This is a genomic window from Acinetobacter tandoii (assembly GCF_008867985.1).
Lineage (GTDB): Bacteria > Pseudomonadota > Gammaproteobacteria > Pseudomonadales > Moraxellaceae > Acinetobacter > Acinetobacter tandoii.
The window spans coordinates 21,428-37,592 of sequence record NZ_VXLD01000016.1 but is presented as its reverse complement, the minus strand read 5'-3'; the positions used below and the strand labels follow the sequence as shown (position 1 = coordinate 37,592).

Annotated in this window: 13 protein-coding genes and 1 pseudogene; 11 read left to right on the top strand and 3 right to left on the bottom strand. The window is 40.5% G+C overall.

Annotated elements, in window-relative coordinates; all coding sequences use genetic code 11:
- Window positions 1-107: 107 nt before the first annotated feature.
- From F4W09_RS15580 to F4W09_RS15535, 10 genes and pseudogenes are all read left to right on the top strand, one after another.
- Window positions 108-755 carry a YiaD family glycine zipper/OmpA-like lipoprotein gene (locus F4W09_RS15580; RefSeq protein ID WP_016167265.1) on the top strand — a complete coding sequence of 216 codons (648 nt, stop codon included), beginning with the start codon at window positions 108-110 and terminating at the stop codon, window positions 753-755.
- A gap of 147 nt (window positions 756-902) precedes the next feature.
- Complete coding sequence (locus F4W09_RS15575) at window positions 903-2,942, top strand: UvrD-helicase domain-containing protein (RefSeq protein ID WP_044738233.1); 2,040 nt, start codon at window positions 903-905, stop codon at window positions 2,940-2,942.
- 35 nt (window positions 2,943-2,977) lie between these two features.
- Window positions 2,978-3,430, top strand: coding sequence for a dUTP diphosphatase (gene dut, locus F4W09_RS15570; protein WP_151505327.1), 453 nt, complete (start codon window positions 2,978-2,980; stop codon window positions 3,428-3,430).
- A gap of 206 nt (window positions 3,431-3,636) precedes the next feature.
- The gene (locus F4W09_RS15565; protein ID WP_151505326.1) at window positions 3,637-5,061 is read left to right on the top strand and encodes a phosphomannomutase/phosphoglucomutase; all 1,425 of its coding nucleotides are present in this window, start codon (window positions 3,637-3,639) and stop codon (window positions 5,059-5,061) included.
- 12 nt (window positions 5,062-5,073) lie between these two features.
- On the top strand, window positions 5,074-5,973 hold the full coding sequence (gene argB / locus F4W09_RS15560; protein WP_104441502.1) for an acetylglutamate kinase: 900 nt from the start codon (window positions 5,074-5,076) through the stop codon (window positions 5,971-5,973).
- Between the two features lie 145 nt (window positions 5,974-6,118).
- Window positions 6,119-6,901: a GNAT family N-acetyltransferase gene (locus tag F4W09_RS15555; RefSeq protein WP_151505325.1), complete on the top strand. Its 783-nt coding sequence runs from the start codon at window positions 6,119-6,121 to the stop codon at window positions 6,899-6,901.
- A 99-nt stretch (window positions 6,902-7,000) separates the two neighbouring features.
- Window positions 7,001-7,848, top strand: a pseudogene (locus F4W09_RS15550) (class II glutamine amidotransferase).
- A 262-nt stretch (window positions 7,849-8,110) separates the two neighbouring features.
- Window positions 8,111-8,566, top strand: coding sequence for a bacteriohemerythrin (locus tag F4W09_RS15545; protein WP_044738243.1), 456 nt, complete (start codon window positions 8,111-8,113; stop codon window positions 8,564-8,566).
- A gap of 174 nt (window positions 8,567-8,740) precedes the next feature.
- The gene (locus F4W09_RS15540) at window positions 8,741-9,823 is read left to right on the top strand and encodes a hypothetical protein (protein WP_151505323.1); all 1,083 of its coding nucleotides are present in this window, start codon (window positions 8,741-8,743) and stop codon (window positions 9,821-9,823) included.
- Window positions 9,823-10,146, top strand: a complete 324-nt coding sequence (locus F4W09_RS15535; RefSeq protein WP_044738227.1) for an RnfH family protein — start codon at window positions 9,823-9,825, stop codon at window positions 10,144-10,146. The genes F4W09_RS15540 and F4W09_RS15535 overlap by 1 nt, the downstream gene beginning before the upstream one ends.
- A 45-nt stretch (window positions 10,147-10,191) precedes the next feature.
- Here the strand turns inward: F4W09_RS15535 and F4W09_RS15530 are convergent, their stop codons facing one another.
- On the bottom strand, window positions 10,192-10,590 hold the full coding sequence (locus F4W09_RS15530) for an outer membrane protein assembly factor BamE (protein WP_016167255.1): 399 nt from the start codon (window positions 10,588-10,590) through the stop codon (window positions 10,192-10,194).
- Window positions 10,591-10,704: 114 nt separating this feature from the next.
- Between F4W09_RS15530 and fur the strand changes: the two genes are divergently transcribed.
- Window positions 10,705-11,142: a ferric iron uptake transcriptional regulator gene (gene fur / locus F4W09_RS15525; protein ID WP_016167254.1), complete on the top strand. Its 438-nt coding sequence runs from the start codon at window positions 10,705-10,707 to the stop codon at window positions 11,140-11,142.
- 111 nt (window positions 11,143-11,253) lie between these two features.
- Here fur and F4W09_RS15520 read toward each other — a convergent pair whose 3' ends face one another.
- Both F4W09_RS15520 and F4W09_RS15515 read right to left on the bottom strand, forming a co-directional pair.
- Window positions 11,254-14,850 (bottom strand): AAA family ATPase, encoded by a 3,597-nt coding sequence (locus F4W09_RS15520; protein WP_151505322.1) that lies wholly within the window; start codon window positions 14,848-14,850, stop codon window positions 11,254-11,256.
- 9 nt (window positions 14,851-14,859) lie between these two features.
- Entirely contained in the window at window positions 14,860-16,113 is a 1,254-nt protein-coding gene (locus F4W09_RS15515; protein WP_151505321.1) for an exonuclease SbcCD subunit D, read from the bottom strand.
- Between the last annotated feature and the right edge of the window lie 52 nt (window positions 16,114-16,165).

Below are 16,165 nucleotides of genomic sequence, written 5' to 3'. Positions count from 1 at the left end.
ACAAAATGTAACCACACGCGATATTATTAACAAAAAATCAATGGTCTAAGTCTTCTTTTTCAGCGACTATTTCAGGCATAAACAAAACACACAAATGGAGGCATGTCATGCGTGCACTATTAATTTCATCAGCAGTAGCAGGGGCGTTGGTTCTTTCAGGTTGTCAATCTACTGGCACAGGAATGGAATATGACAAAGCGGCAATCGGTGCAGGTCTAGGTGCATTATTGGGTGCAGGTCTTGCTTATTCAAATGCAGACAAAGATAAAATGGGTCAAGCAGCAGCGATTGGTGCTGTAGTGGGCGGCGGTGCTGGTCTTTTATTAGACAAAAAAGAAAAACGTCTTCGTGAAGAACTTGCGGGTACTGGCGTTGATGTAGATCGTAACAAAGATGGTTCGATTAATCTTGTAATGCCAAGCGTTACTTTCGCAACAAACTCTTCTACTATTCAACCACGTTTCCAAACAGCATTGAATGATGTTGCGCGTGTTTTACGTGAAGATGGTACAGCGAACAAACTTGCACTTGTTATTCATGGTCATACTGACAACACTGGTACTGATGCGATTAACAACCCATTATCTCAAAACCGTGCAAACTCTGTATTGAACTACTTATCTTCTCAAGGGATTGCAAGCTCACGTATGACTGCGCGTGGTTATGGTTCTTCTTCACCAATCGCGAGCAATGATACTGCTGCGGGCCGTGAACAAAACCGTCGTGTAGAAATTACAGTGTATGAAACAAAATAATTGAAGTTTTGTTTGCTTAGAAATCATTGAGTTTCGGGAAAGCCACCTTTAGGTGGCTTTTTTTATGAACAGAGAATCGTCATTTTAGGTTAGGCATCTGGGTATTTGATGTCTATAATCTAGCTCGGATCAAAAAGAGGAAAGACTATGTCACTGGCAAGTCAGTTAAATGACAAGCAACTTGAAGCCATGAAATATACTCAAGGACCCTTGTTAGTACTTGCAGGGGCTGGTTCGGGTAAGACTTCGGTTATTACGCGTAAAATAGCTTATTTGGTTAAGCATTGTGGTATTCCTGCATACCGTATTACTGCAATGACCTTTACCAATAAAGCAGCGCGTGAAATGAAAGAGCGCGTGACCAAGTTATTGTCACGTGAAGAAGCGAAAGGTTTGTCAGTTTCCACTTTCCATACCTTTGGTCTGAATTTATTACGTTTAGAACTTAAAAATACGCCATTAAAAGCCAATTTTTCTATTTTAGATGCTGATGACTGTAAGCGTATTCTCATGGACTTAATGCACCGCGATAATATGTCAGGTGCGGAAAGCAAAGAATTAATCGCGAAAGCCATGAAGATGATTTCAGATTGGAAAAATGATTTGATTCCTCCTGAACAGGCACACACCACCTGTGAAACACCTGAAGATATTCAAATGGCGCATTTGTACCAACTTTATGAGCGTAATTTGCGTGCTTATAATGCGGTAGATTTTGATGATCTGATTGTGATGCCGACGCGTTTGTTACAAGAGAATCAAGAAGTACGAGATCGTTGGCAAAATCGTATTCGCTATTTGTTGGTCGATGAATATCAAGATACCAACACCGCACAATATATTTTAGTGAAACTTTTGGTCGGTGTAATGGGGCAGTTTACCGCTGTGGGTGATGATGACCAATCGATCTATGCATGGCGTGGAGCAAAGCCAGAAAATATGGCATTGCTAAATGAAGATTTTCGCAATTTAAAAGTCATTAAACTGGAACAGAACTATCGTTCGACCAGCCGTATTTTAAAAGCAGCGAATACGGTGATTGGGAATAACCCGCATATTTTTGATAAAAAACTTTGGTCAGACAAAGGTCATGGTGAAGTCATTCGCGTGATTACCTGCCGTAATGATGATGATGAAGCAGAACGCGTGGTAAAAGACCTGATTACCCATAAACTGATGAATGGCAAAAATTGGAAAGATTATGCCATTTTGTATCGGGGTAATTTCCAAGCACGTATTTTAGAGACGCAACTGCGTCAAATGCAGATTCCGTATAAATTGTCAGGTGGTCAATCATTCTTTGCGCGTGCAGAAATCAAAGACATCATGAGTTATCTGCGACTGATCATTAACCCAGAAGATGACAGTGCATTCTTACGCATTATTAATACACCAAAACGTGCGATTGGACCTGTAACTTTAGAAAAGCTCGGTTTGTTTGCTCAAGAAAATCATTTGTCTTTATTGGCAGCCGCAGGCGACCAACGGTTGACTATGGCGATTCCGAAAAAAGCAACCACGCAGTTGGCTGAATTTGCTGAGTTCATTAGCAACTTTACTCGTGAATTGCTAGAAGATGATGAACCTGTACCGATTATTCGTCAAATGATGCTCGAAGCGGGTTATATCGACTACATAAAAGAATCTGCGGCTACACCTGCACAGGAAAAAACCAAACTCGACAATATTGAAGTGCTATACACCAGTATTCAAAGTTTGATTAACCGTGCTGAAGATGTGGATGAGCGCAACATTGAAAGTGTAATTCGCAAAATGGTGTTGCTGGATATGTTGGAGCAACAACAGGAAGAAGAAGACACTGATAAAGTCAATTTGTTGACTCTGCATGCATCTAAAGGTCTGGAATTTCCATTCGTATATTTAATTGGTTTAGAAGAAGAGCTACTGCCACATAAAAACTCGATTGTGGCTGAAACGGTCGAGGAGGAGCGTCGTTTGATGTATGTGGGCATTACCCGAGCGCGTCAGGGGTTGACCATTACGCTAGCGGAACAGCGCAAGGCGGGTGGGCAAATGCGCCAAATGACCCCAAGCCGCTTTTTAGATGAATTGCCACAGGATGAATTGGAGTGGTTGGGGCGCAAGAAAAAGCTCGCGGGCAATGTTGACCCCAAGCAGCAAGCACAACACTACCTTGAAAATTTACGCGCTTTAATTAAGCGTTAATCTCGATATTTATTTTTGAAACAGCAGGAAACAATATGAAGGTTCAAGTTAAAGTTCTAGATGCACGTTTAGGACAAGAATGGCCCATGCCAACTTATGCGACGCAAGGTTCAGCGGGTCTGGATTTGCGCGCATGTGTAACTGAACCAACAGTGATTGAACCAGGTCAAACGGTATTGGTTAAAACAGGTTTAGCTATTTATATCGAAGATACAAGCTTTGCAGGTTTAATTCTACCGCGTTCAGGCTTAGGTCATAAACATGGCATCGTTTTAGGTAACCTTGTGGGTTTAATCGATTCAGACTACCAAGGTGAATTGATGGTTTCGGTGTGGAACCGTGGTCAAGCAGCTTTTACCTTAGAGCCAGGTGAACGTTTGGCCCAGTATGTACTTGTTCCTGTGGTGCAAGCAGAATTTGAACAAGTAGACGAATTTGTAGCGACTGAGCGCGGTGCAGGCGGTTTTGGACATACAGGTAAAAACTGATGTTGATATGAAAGAGCCTTACGGCTCTTTCATTCTGAAATATAAAAGATTTTATTCAATACAACTTTATAAGCTGTCAACAACACTTAAATAGTATTAACAGTTCAATTCTATTCAGATATAAACTAGAAATATTTTAAAACATTTACGTTGTATGAATAAGACGAACTTTTAAAGTATTCGTTGGATTCAGAAGTTACAAATATATGAATATTCAACAACCTATATTTCCATGGCAGGTCTTTCGTGCCTATGATATTCGTGGAAAAATAACGTTATTAACACCAGAGTTGGTCGAAGCAATTGCCTATGGTCTGGCATGCCAGTATCAACAAGCTGCTCAAACCACTGTGGTGATTGGCTATGATGCTCGTTTGAGTAGTCCTGCTTACGCCCAAATTATACAAACAATATTCGAAAAACAAGGTTTTCATGTCGTGAATGTGGGCTGTTGTTCTAGCCCAATGCTGTATTACAGTGCGCGCCAATTTGCAGGCAATGGCATTATGGTCACCGCGAGCCATAATCCGAAAAGTGACAATGGCATCAAGTGGATTATGCGAGGTGAACCGCCGTGTCCCGAGATGATCCAACAGGTGGGTTATGTCGCGAGCTTACAGTTTTCACCACAACGTAAAGTACCTTTAGCCCATATTCAGCATCAATTTGATGTGAGCTATTGTTTGCAATATCAGCAAGCCATCTTAGAAGATATTCAACTGAAACGACCTTTCCATATCGTGATTGATGGTTTACATGGTTCGGCAGGTCGCTGTGCCGTTTTAGTTTTACAAAAGTTAGGTTGTCAGGTGACGGCACTGCGTTGTGAATCGAATGGCGAATTTCCTGATCATGCCCCAGACCCATCGCAAGCCAGTCATTTAATTGCTTTGACTGAAACTGTTCGGCAGCAACAAGCAGATATGGGTATTGCGCTCGATGGAGATGGTGATCGACTGGTATTGGTCGATGAACACGGCAGCATCATTAGCGCAGATCGATTATTGTCTTTATTCGCTGAAATGTGCTTAGCCACTCATCCTCAGCATGAAGTGGTGTTTGATGTAAAATGCTCAACGATGGTACGCAATACGGTGTGTGAATTGGGTGGGCAAGCCAAAATGATTCGCACTGGCAGTAGTTTCTTAAAGACATATCTCATGCAATCACACGGAAAAGCTGTGTTTGGTGGGGAATATGCTGGACATTACGTGTTTAATGATGGGCGCGGTTTTGGTTATGATGATGGCTTATATGCCGCCTTACGCGTACTCGAATTTTTAAGTCAACGTCCAGATTTCACCCTTTCGCAAGCACTGGTCAAATACCCTGAACGTTGTGGTACTGAAGATACTTATATCAGTACTTATAGTGCTGATCCTAAGTCCTTATTGGCTGATATTGAAGTCCAGAGCCATCATATCGCTGCTCAATTAAGTAAAATTGATGGTGTACGGCTTGATTTTGAAGATGGTTTTGGCATTATTCGAGCATCCAATACTGGCGAATATTTTACTGTTCGTTTTGACGCCGATAATCCTGCTCGTTTAAACGATATTCGGCAATCTTTTGTTTCCATGTTAAGTGATCGATATCCTAAAATCGCACACGACATTTTAAATGCTCATTGAGGAGAGAGGCGAATGCCACATCAGCAGACTGGCATCGACAAAGCACAAATTTTGACAGAAGCTTTGCCGTATATTCAACGTTTTTCGGGTAAAACGCTGGTCGTAAAATATGGCGGCAATGCAATGACCGATCCTGAGCTGGAAAGCTCTTTTGCACGTGATATTGTTTTATTAAAAACCGTCGGTTTAAACCCAATTGTGGTGCATGGTGGCGGCCCCCAAGTTGATTCTTTCCTAAAACAATTGGGGCGTGAGTCTGACCGTATTGATGGTATGCGTGTGACTGACCCTGCAACCATGGAAGTGGTGGAAATGGTGCTGGGTGGCAGTGTGAATAAATCCATCGTTAATCTAATTAACCAACATGGCGGTCGTGCCATTGGTTTAACAGGTAAAGATGGCAATTTAATTCGTGCACGAAAATTGTTGATGCAGAAAAACCAAGAAGATGGTTCAGTCAAAGAAATTGATTTAGGTTTGGTGGGTGAAGTCATTGGTGTTAAAACTGATGTACTGGAAATGTTTACCCAAAGTGATTTTATTCCTGTAATTGCGCCGTTGGGTGTCGATGATCAAGGGAATACTTATAACATCAATGCAGATTTGGTTGCTGGCAAAGTTGCTGAAGCACTCGGTGCAGAAAAGCTGATTTTGCTGACCAATATTTCGGGCGTATTGGATGAAAATAAAAACTTGCTTACGGGCTTAACCACGCAGGAAGTTGACCGTCTGATTGAAACAGGCGTGATTTATGGTGGCATGATTCCAAAAGTGGGCTGTGCCTTAGATGCGGTTAAAGGTGGTGTGGTGAGCGCACATATTGTGGATGGTCGTGTTCCACATGCAACGTTATTAGAAATCTTTACCGATCATGGTGTGGGTACATTAATTACCAATCGTGCCAAACACTAACCCATTCGCTTTATCTTATGTTTAGAACCAGTCCTTAAGGACTGGTTTTTTATTGTGGAGATTATTTAACAGCCGTCCTTTTTTGGTCATTGTATTGTCATCTGGATTGCCTAGTGTATGAAAAAAGCCAGAAGAGCACATAACAATGTTTGAAAAGTTGAATCTATATCGTCAAAACTTTACTTTGCCATTACAAAAAAAAGCGACAAAACAGACTCATCAATACCACTTTGAATGGGTAGAAGATTTAAAGCAATTGCACGAAGTCCAGAAATTCCGAGCAGCACAATTTTCCCAACAATTCGGGATTCAATTTGATCAAGACATCGATCAGGACTTGTATGATTTTGGCTGTGAACATGCAGTACTGCGCGATAAATACAGCAATGAAATTGTTGCTTATACACGTTTAAAACTCTTGCAAGGAGAAGATTTGGCACAGAGCTATAGCACGCAAGAATTTAAAATTATTGATGAACTGGGGCATTTATCCAATATTGTAGAAATTGGACGAACATGTGTACATCATCGCTATCGTTCTAGTCGTGCCTTATCCATATTGTGGCTCAATCTTGTTCCTAAGGTACTTTGGGAGATGCGGGCAAAATATTTGATTGGTTGTGTCAGTATTCGCTTACAAGGCAATCAGGCACGTGCTTATTATACGCATCAATATTTAAAACAACTCAGTCCTGAACAAACGTGTGCGATTCAACCCCAAGTGGCGTATGAACCCACATACCCAGAATACAGTTTTGCGCAAGATGAAAAAATTCCCAAATTGTTTGATGTGTATTTAAAAATGCATGCCAAATTATCACAGCAGGCATTTTATGATCGTGAATTTAATTGTTTGGATTATTTTGTGTTACTCGAAGTGAATAAAATGGCGAAGAGTTTTGTCCTGAAAAAGCCGATTCAGCGTTAAGCATTAAAATTAATGAACCTAGCACAGATTAAGATTTACAAGCCTTGCTGTCGTCATGCACAATAAACCCATAATCTATTAAAGTGTTTATAGTTGCTTATGTGCCAGTTGCTCGGAATGAATTGTGCGACCCCAACGGATATTACGTTCTCTTTCCGTGGTTTTTCACAGCGTGCGGGCATTACTTCAGATCATTGTGATGGCTTCGGCATTGCTTTTTTTGAAGACAAAGCTTGCCGTTTATTTGTGGATAATCAGTCTGCGGTTGAATCTCCAATTGCGGAACTGATACGGAATTATCCGATTAAATCACGCAATGTGATTGCGCATATTCGTAAAGCGACACAAGGCAAAATTAACTTAGAAAATTCACATCCATTCATGCGTGAGTTATGGGGGCGTCAATGGATTTTTGCCCATAATGGTGACTTACTTGATTTTGGTCCACCACTAACTGGACATTTTACCCCGATTGGCAATACGGACAGTGAACGCGCATTTTGTTTTTTATTAGATCAATTGGTCGCAAAATTTGGTTATGTCGAACCATCTTTAGCTCAAGTATTTGAGCTACTCTTAGAAATTGCTCCAAAAATTGCAGAACACGGAACTTTTAATTTCTGTTTATCCAATGGTCAGGCTTTATTTAGCTATGCCATTACCAAATTACATTGGTTGGTACGTGAATACCCATTTAAACCTGCACAGTTAATTGATCTCGATGTCGAAGTTGATTTTAGTCAAGTGACAACTCCTGAAGATCGCGTAGCCGTCATTACAACCGAACCATTGACACAAAATGAAATCTGGCAGGCATTTCAACCTGGCGAAATGATTTTATTCCAGTACGGGCAACCAATTCAGCGTGCATTTACTCAGGTCGAGCGCTTAGTTCGTGAGAAACTAATCCGACTTTAAAACGCATCACTCGTGCTGATCAATATTGAGACCGGTGCGGGAATTGCATAATGATGCTACGTTATTGTTAAAATTAAGGTTTTCATAATTAAAGAAAAAATAAACTTTTTGGTTAAAAAATATCTTATTCTTTTAGTCAGGTATAAACAAATTAATATATATATATCATTATCTTAGTCAATGATTTTCGCTAAAAACTTGAATCCAGACTGATTTACTTGTTTTTTATTTAAATTTAATACCGTTACTATCCTTTTCAAGTAACGAATGATGAATTTTAAATGGGGGCGTATCAAGATGAAATGGGTTCCAGAATATAATACTGGTATCGATGTGATTGATGATCAGCATAAGCGAATCCTTGATTATATTAATGAAATTAATGATATTGCTCTTCACACCGACCGTGATCGCATTAAACAAATTCTCGATAATATTATTGATTACACCCAATCGCATTTTACTTTTGAAGAGTCTCTACAAGAAGAAGCGGGTTATAAATACCGTGTACCGCATAAACGTGTGCATGACTTATTTATTAAAAAAATTGAGTCGTACCGTGACCGTTTTGAAATGGGGCACTCGATTGAAGCAGAATTACATGAAGTCTTGGCGAAATGGTTGATTAACCATATCCAACACGATGATGCTGATTATGTTGGTGCTGTCAAAGAAAACATGATGGGAATTATTAAAGAAAAAGAGAAGAAAAAAGGTAAGAATTGGTTTGCTCGGTTCTTCTCTTAAGTACAGCAGGGTCTAAGATTCGGCAAGGACAAGCTGTGCAAAAGAATTAAAAAGCTAAAAAAAGAAATAAAAGCATTGGCGCAGCAAGCCATCGAATACGGTGGTTTGCTTTTCTTTTTGATTTTCATGCATGACAAAGGCAAAATAGCGATAGATTTTTATTAGGAATGCATCATGCAGGACAATGCTATGTCACGATGGTTATCGCCGCTGATGGCTTTTTGTTTGTCATTCATCATTATTGCCACTGTGGCACCAATAGTGGGAATACAAACAGAGCGTCAACTCGATTTCTGGTTGCTCTGGTTAGGCACTATGTTGGTTTTGGCTTTGCCAATTTGCTATTTAGAAATTGCTTTGGCTAAGCGTTCGAAAACTACAGCATTAAATGCACTATCTAATTTAACCCGTGATGCAGATGCATCTCCAAGATGGCGTTTAGTCGGTTGGATGGCGGTGGTGTTTATTCCATTTCTAGCGGGCGCGATGTTATTTAGTGTCAGTCAATACAGCGCACAATGGGTAGCTCAAGGCATTGCCCCACAATATCTTTTTGTGGGATCAGCTATTGCAGCTGTTATTTTATCTTTAGCCCCACGTATGATTTTGGCATTAATCACCGCTATTGGTGTCATTGCCGCGTTGGTTTTTGCACAAGTGAGTGGAACAGCTTTACCTACTTGGCAAATGACTGCACTTGAGTTTAGCGAGTGGGGCAGTGCAACCGTGTTGGCATTGGTTGCGAGCGGTTTAGGTTTGGGGCTGTATTGGCAAACCAGCTTAGTTCAAGTGAATCAAGATGATGTTGCCAGCAAAACTGTATTGCCTATTTGGATTGCCCAGTTGGTGGCTGTGTTGGCATTTGCCTATTTTGCTGTAGCGGCACAATTACCTGTGATTGCTTTGTTGGTTGCAACTGTTGCAGGGGCGGCATTACTGCTGCAACTTGCACGTGAGCAATTGGTACAACGTCAAGTAATGGTTGCGGTGCAATGGGCAATTCTCGTCGCTGCTGTGTTCGTGTGGACTATTCCAGAAATTACACCCGTATTCCATATTGTTTTGGTGCTTTGGGGTCTAGTCATTTGCTTAATCTATGCGATTTTTGCGGGCTGGATTATGAAAATTAGCCATTTGCGCAAAGCGATGAATTTTAGTAATGAGCTATTTTACAATCTTTGGCGTATTGCGGTGCGTATTGTACTACCATTGTCGATCATTCTTGCAATTGTGTCGGTATTAGGACAATTGATCTGATGGCGGAGCAAGCTAAAGTTTGGGTAGCCTATGCAACCTCCGAACAACAGTTTCATCTGGAAGTTCCCTTTCAATTGGGCATGACTGCATTAGATGCAATCGAGCAAAGTGGAATTCGAGAGCAGGTTGAATTACCTGAAATTTTGCAGTTGGGGATCTTTGGTGTACGTCTTGAAAACTCTGCACACTTGCTGCAAGTGGGTGATCGGGTTGAGATTTATCGGGCGTTGACCATTAATCCAAAGGACATTCGACGTAACCGTGCAGCCAATAACCCTGTAGGACGATACGCCAAAGGCAATCGCTTTAAACAATTGAAATGATATGAAAAACCCCTCAATGAGGGGTTTCTTTTTATTTTAAAGCGTCTATAGTGGAGGCGCAGTTAAAATCGCTTCTTTCGATCCAGGTAAACCAGGTTGTGATTCTGGAATCGTTTCTAGACCTTCAATCTTGTTCACAATACCGTTTTGATCGAAGTAAATTTTCAAATGCTGACCATGCGCTGCGGGGATCTTGGCTTTTTTAGCATAAGTTCCTGGGATATAATTGTAGACGTAGTCCCATCGTAATGGATTTAATGGATCTGTAATGGTTGGACTACCGAGTAAAAAACGCACTTGTTGGTAACTCATGCCAACTTGAATTTTTGAAGCTTGGGCTTGTGTTAATGGTGTTCCTTGAGGAATATCTACTTTATAAACGCCCAAGGTCGAACAGCCCGCGAGCAGTGAAGTGACGAATAACGTCAACATGATTTTTTGCATTTTGCTACACTATCCCAAATTAATTTTGATGCATTTGATCCACGGATAGATCATACTGCATCTTAACTTTGTTGCATATTCCAACTTTAAATTTGTTGAGAGAGACCTTTTTACATGCCTATTTCAAACCAAGACTTACGCAAAGCTGGACTTAAAGTTACACTTCCACGAATTAAAATATTAGAATTATTAGAAAATTCAAAGCAACATCATTTAAGCGCGGAAGATATCTATAAGACTTTACTCGAACAGGGTGAAGATGTCGGTTTAGCAACTGTTTACCGCGTGTTAACGCAATTCGAAGCTGCTGGTATTATTCAGCGTCACCATTTTGAAAATAATCATTCTGTTTTTGAAATTATGCAAGATGATCATCATGATCACTTGGTTTGCCAAAACTGCAATAAAGTTGTTGAATTTACTAACGAAGTTATTGAGCATGAACAACATACAGTCGCAGAAAAACATGGGTTTACCTTAACAGGACATTCATTAAATCTGTATGGCTACTGTGATGAGCAAGAATGTCAGGATGCATTACGTAAAAAGTAATGTAACTTAAGCACTTGCTGAACATAAAAAAGGCTTCTAAAACGAAGCCTTTTTTATTGTCTGATGGATTAAGAAAGGTGGTTGAATTGACTGAATATTACTTATAAACACTTAAGACACAATCTGAATACGACTCGAGCCAGAACCCATGGGTTGTACTTGAATTTGAACTGGAATGCGCTCATGCATTTCTTGAATATGTGAGATTAGCACGACTTTGCGTCCTTGATTTTGTAATTGATCAAAAGCATTCATGACCATATGCAAAGACGAAGCATCTAAAGTGCCAAAACCTTCATCAATAAATAGCGACTCAATTTTCATCGAGCCTGCTGCCATATTGGCAATAGCTAAGGATAAAGCCAATGCGGTTAGGAAAGATTCTCCCCCTGAAAGCGAAGCAACCGAACGGGTTTCACCATCCATATCATGATCAATAATGGCGAGACTGAGCGAGTTATCCAAGCGCTTTAAGGTATAACGTTGTGATAGAAGGGCTAATTGTTGGTTAGCATATTCGATTAAAATATCAAGATGATATTGTTGTGCCAAGTCGCGGAACTTTTTCCCTGTGGCATCACCCATCAAGCCCGAAATTTTAGCCCAACGATGTTCCTGTTGCTGGATTTGTTGTATTTGGGTAGCGAATTGCTGTTGCTTGGCTAAATTTTGCTGATGCAATTCCAGTGTTAATTTGAGTTGATCGCGTTGTTCCAACAGTTGTTGTAATTGCATAGCATTTTGTTCAAGTAATTGGAGCAATTGATCGTGGTCAGTTTCAGGTTGTTGCTGCTGATGTTGCTGTAATTGAGCTTGCAGTGTTTGCAAAGCATAGGCAGCTTCATTCAATTGACGGTCCGCTTGTTGTAAAGATAAACGCAGTTGTTGTTCCTGAGTTGAGGAAATCGCAAGTAGTGTTTTTAATAATGGCTCAGTAAATTCACTGTGCTGCGTTAACCATGTTGAAATTTCTGTTTGAGTTTGCTCGAGTGCATGTCGTTGTTGTTGTTGTTGTGCTTTTACTTGTTCCAAGGCATTTTTATGTTGTTCAAAATTTTGACGTGCCTGTTCAAAACTAAGTTTGAGCTGTTGGTATTGTTGTTGTAAGTGGTGACGTTGTTGATCATGCTGTTGAAGCCATTCATTCGCCTTGAGCTCGGTTGAGCCAATCATGCTAACAATAAGTTGCTGAGCTGCTTCAGCATTGTGTTTGCCTTTCGCTTCAACCGCTTTGAGTTGTTGCTCGAACTCGATGAGCTGTACATTCAAATGATTAAGATTCGCTTTGAGAATGTTTAGTTGTTGTTCGGCCTGTTCTTTCTGTTTATTTAAATTATCACGTTGTGCAATTTGCTGTACGCGTTGCTGTAAACATTGCATTGTGTGTTGTGCAGTCAGTAGAGGTTGTTCTACCCATGCAGCTTGTTCGTGCGGTGCTAGACAATCAATAATCTGCTGGATTTGTTGTTGCCACTGCTGCACCGATGCGAGTTGATGTGTATGGTGTTGAATGCGTTGTGTAAGTTGCAACAGCTCTTTATAGGCTTGATTGAGCTGTTGTAAATGAAGTTCAGTTTGTTGTTTGAGTTGTGTATTTTCGGCAACGCTTTGTTGTAGTGTAGTCAAGATGTCCTGTTGAGGATGAGTTAAATCTAGAGCTAGCTCGGATAGTGTGAGATGCTGCTGTAATTCATTTCTTTGTCGTTCTGATTTTTCATTCAGTTGTTGTAGTGAATGCTGTAGTTGGACTTGCTCAGCGCTAATTTGAGTCAGTTGTTGTTGAGCCGTTTGCCAAAGCTGTAGACATTGTTGTTCCTGTTGAATCGCTTGTTGTTCCTGCTGTTGTTGCAGTTCATACAATGCTTTGGAAACTTGATTTTCATCATCACGATAAGGATGTTCTGTACTGCCACAGACCATACAAGCTTCACCTTGTTGTAATGCTGCACGCAAATGTTCAACATTTTCAGCATGTAATAAGCGTTGTTGTTGTAAGAAACTTTGTAATTTTTCTCGTTCCTCTTTTGCCACCTGAAACTCGATTTCTGCTTGTTTCGTGCTTTGTTCGTATTGTTGCTGCTGTTGTTGAATGTTGTTTAGTTTGCTCTTTAGACTCAGGATTTCATCAGTTAAAGTAAAGAAATACGCCAATTTTTGCTGAGCTGAATCCAGTTGATTAAGTCGAGTAAGTTGTTGCTCTTTGCTTTTCTGTTGTTGTTCTCGTTGCGTTTCAATTTCAGCCGTCGTCCCAAATTCTGTGACTAATTTTTGTAGCAGAATTTTGTCTTGATCAAGCTGTTGCTGTGCTTGCGGGATATTCCCTAAGCTTGATTCAACTTTTTGATAGTAATCAATAAATTGATTGATTTGCTGAAGATGAGCCTGTAAGCCCTGATCTAAAATGGCAAATTGATCGCTATGTTGTAATTGAGTAGCACAGAATTGCTGCTGAGTGATCAAGTGTTGTAGTTGTTGTTCAAACTGTTGTTGCTGTTCGAGTAGGGGTTGCTGCTGCATACTTAGTTGTTGCAGACGAGTTTTCGTCTTTTTGTATTCATCCGCAATATAGTCGCGTTCTTGTACATATTTACGGACATCGCTCAGTTCTTGCTGATGTTGCAACTCGAAATCTTGTAACTGATGTAAGGTGGTTTCGGCATGTTGAAAACGATTTTGTTCTTGCTCAAACTGGCGACTTAAACTAATAAAATGATGTTGTTGTTGCTGAATTTGCGGTTCAAGCTGTTGTAGCGTGTTTAGAATCTGTTGTTGTTGAAATACGATGGGACGTATGGCAGAAAAAGTTTCGAGTTGATTCAGTTGTTGGCGATTTTGCGCTAAGTTAGCATGGGCTTGTTGCTGGATTTCATACTGTTGCTGTTTCAGAATAATATCTTGTTCTAATTTATAGCGTTGTGCAAACCATTGCTGTTGTTGAAGGTATTGTGATTTTTCCTCTTCAAGTCTTTGATAATGCTGTTGAGTAGTTTCATATTGATTGCATAGCGCTGTAATTTCTTCTTCTGAGCGAATTTCAATATGACCTAAGACATTTTCCAGTTCCTTGCGTTGTGTTGCAATTGATTTGGTTTTTTCATAAGCCAGTTGTCCAATTTTACCGAAAATACTGGAATTGGTCAGATATTCTAATAATTCGCCACGTTCATTGTCACGGGCTTTTAAAAAAGCAGTCACTTCTGACTGTGCTAATAATACTGCACGGGTAAACTGTTCAAAACTGAGTTGGGTAAGTTGTTGAATATGAGTTTCGACGGCTTTACTTTTATCAGCAATCACGACATCGTCAGTTAAACATTTTAAGTAACGTTGTACATTTTGAAGTTTGCCTGAGGCACTTTCACGCGCACGTTTGACTTCCCAACGCGCCAAATAACATTTTTGATCTTGGGCGATAAAACATAATTCCGCAAAACCATGCCCTGTACCGCGACGCAAAACCGTGAGTGGCGAATTGGTGAGTAACTCTGAGCCATCGCTATCCAGCAATTTACCATCACTGTCTTTTAAACGTGGAATTTTATTGAACAGTGCCAAACACATCGCATCTAAAATGGTCGATTTCCCTGCGCCTGTTTTACCTACAATCGCGATGAGGCCTGCGTTGGCAAGGGGTTCAGCAGAAAAATCAATTAAATGTTCGCCTGCAAGAGATGCCAGATTTTTAATTCGAATGGATAAAATTTTCATGGCAACCCTTTAACTATTTTGTTCATCTTCTAAAATCTTTTCTGCTTCATGTACCAAACTCATAAAGTCATTCAGAACTTCATCATCGGCGGAATAGCCCTGCTTCTGCCATACATTTTGAAAAAGTTGTGCTGGGGTTGGTGGTTCAAGCTGTATCGCTTGTGTATTTGATCCATCTTGCTCCGAAGATAAATATTGGCGTGAAATTCTGACTAAACGATAGCGATTTTCAGGTAATGCCTGTTCAAATTGCTGGCGTAAATTGGGAGGAGGCGGTGTCAGGCTATGATATTCAATATCGATATATTCACGTTGATCAATATTCTCAATTTCTCCCGTCGCTAAAGTGCTAAGTTGTTGCAATACATCATGCATTTCGCCACGAATGCGGTGTAGGGCGATACTGCGTGGAATAGGCAACACTTCGAGTTGTACGCGTTCTGGAGAAGCGAGTTGTGGATCTATGGTAATTTCTAAGACTTGGTGTTTGTAATTGACTTCACTAAAGGACAGTGGAATGGGAGAGCCACTATAACGAATATGGTCTTGTCCAACCTTTTGTGGTTTATGCAAATGACCTAATGCTACATAATCAATGACCTCATCAAACAGCGCCGTTGAAAGTGCTTCTTCATTGCCAATAATAATCGGGCGTTCTGAGTCTGAGGTTTCTGCACCTTGCATATGGGCATGCGACATCAGGATTAAGGCTTGATCTTTCGTTTTACGTTGTTTAGCTGCCGCAATGAGCTGTTGATGCAAATGGGCGATAGCCGCTTTACTATCGTTGGTTTGTTCGTTGATTCCTGTAATTTCAGCAGGACGTAAAAATGGTAGGCTTAGGCACCAAGCCACAATGTGCTGCTGTTCATTATAAATAGGAATAAGTAAGCGATTTAAATCGAGCTGTCCTTCGGTATTTTTATGAATGACTCCAACGGCTTTGGCATTGTATTTAGACAGCAATGGCTCGACCTGTTCAATGCGATAACCTGAGTCATGGTTACCTGCAATCATGAGCGTTTGCATGTGCGGAGCCACCGCATGTGCATCCGCCAAAAATTGATAGAGTTGTTTTTGCGCACTAGATGCGGGGTTAATCACATCGAAAATATCCCCTGCAATGAGTAGGGCATGTGGCTGTTTTAATTTAATTTGATCAATCAGCCACGTTAAAAACTGTTCATGTTCATACTGACGAGAGTGGTTATAAAAAAATTGTCCCAAGTGCCAGTCAGAAGTATGAAAAAAGCGAACAGTCATATGATCTCAAAGCGTGAAAATGCCGTGTATAACTTAGCATATTTTACATGCC

Bases quoted from the DNA above. Each gene is read 5' to 3' on its own strand.
- F4W09_RS15580 (WP_016167265.1), top strand. From the start codon at position 108: ATGCGTGCACTATTAATTTCATCAGCAGTAGCAGGGGCGTTGGTTCTT.
- F4W09_RS15575 (WP_044738233.1), top strand. From the start codon at position 903: ATGTCACTGGCAAGTCAGTTAAATGACAAGCAACTTGAAGCCATGAAA.
- dut (WP_151505327.1), top strand. From the start codon at position 2,978: ATGAAGGTTCAAGTTAAAGTTCTAGATGCACGTTTAGGACAAGAATGG.
- F4W09_RS15565 (WP_151505326.1), top strand. From the start codon at position 3,637: ATGAATATTCAACAACCTATATTTCCATGGCAGGTCTTTCGTGCCTAT.
- argB (WP_104441502.1), top strand. From the start codon at position 5,074: ATGCCACATCAGCAGACTGGCATCGACAAAGCACAAATTTTGACAGAA.
- F4W09_RS15555 (WP_151505325.1), top strand. From the start codon at position 6,119: ATGTTTGAAAAGTTGAATCTATATCGTCAAAACTTTACTTTGCCATTA.
- F4W09_RS15540 (WP_151505323.1), top strand. From the start codon at position 8,741: ATGCAGGACAATGCTATGTCACGATGGTTATCGCCGCTGATGGCTTTT.
- F4W09_RS15535 (WP_044738227.1), top strand. From the start codon at position 9,823: ATGGCGGAGCAAGCTAAAGTTTGGGTAGCCTATGCAACCTCCGAACAA.
- F4W09_RS15530 (WP_016167255.1), bottom strand. From the start codon at position 10,590: ATGCAAAAAATCATGTTGACGTTATTCGTCACTTCACTGCTCGCGGGC.
- fur (WP_016167254.1), top strand. From the start codon at position 10,705: ATGCCTATTTCAAACCAAGACTTACGCAAAGCTGGACTTAAAGTTACA.
- F4W09_RS15520 (WP_151505322.1), bottom strand. From the start codon at position 14,850: ATGAAAATTTTATCCATTCGAATTAAAAATCTGGCATCTCTTGCAGGC.
- F4W09_RS15515 (WP_151505321.1), bottom strand. From the start codon at position 16,113: ATGACTGTTCGCTTTTTTCATACTTCTGACTGGCACTTGGGACAATTT.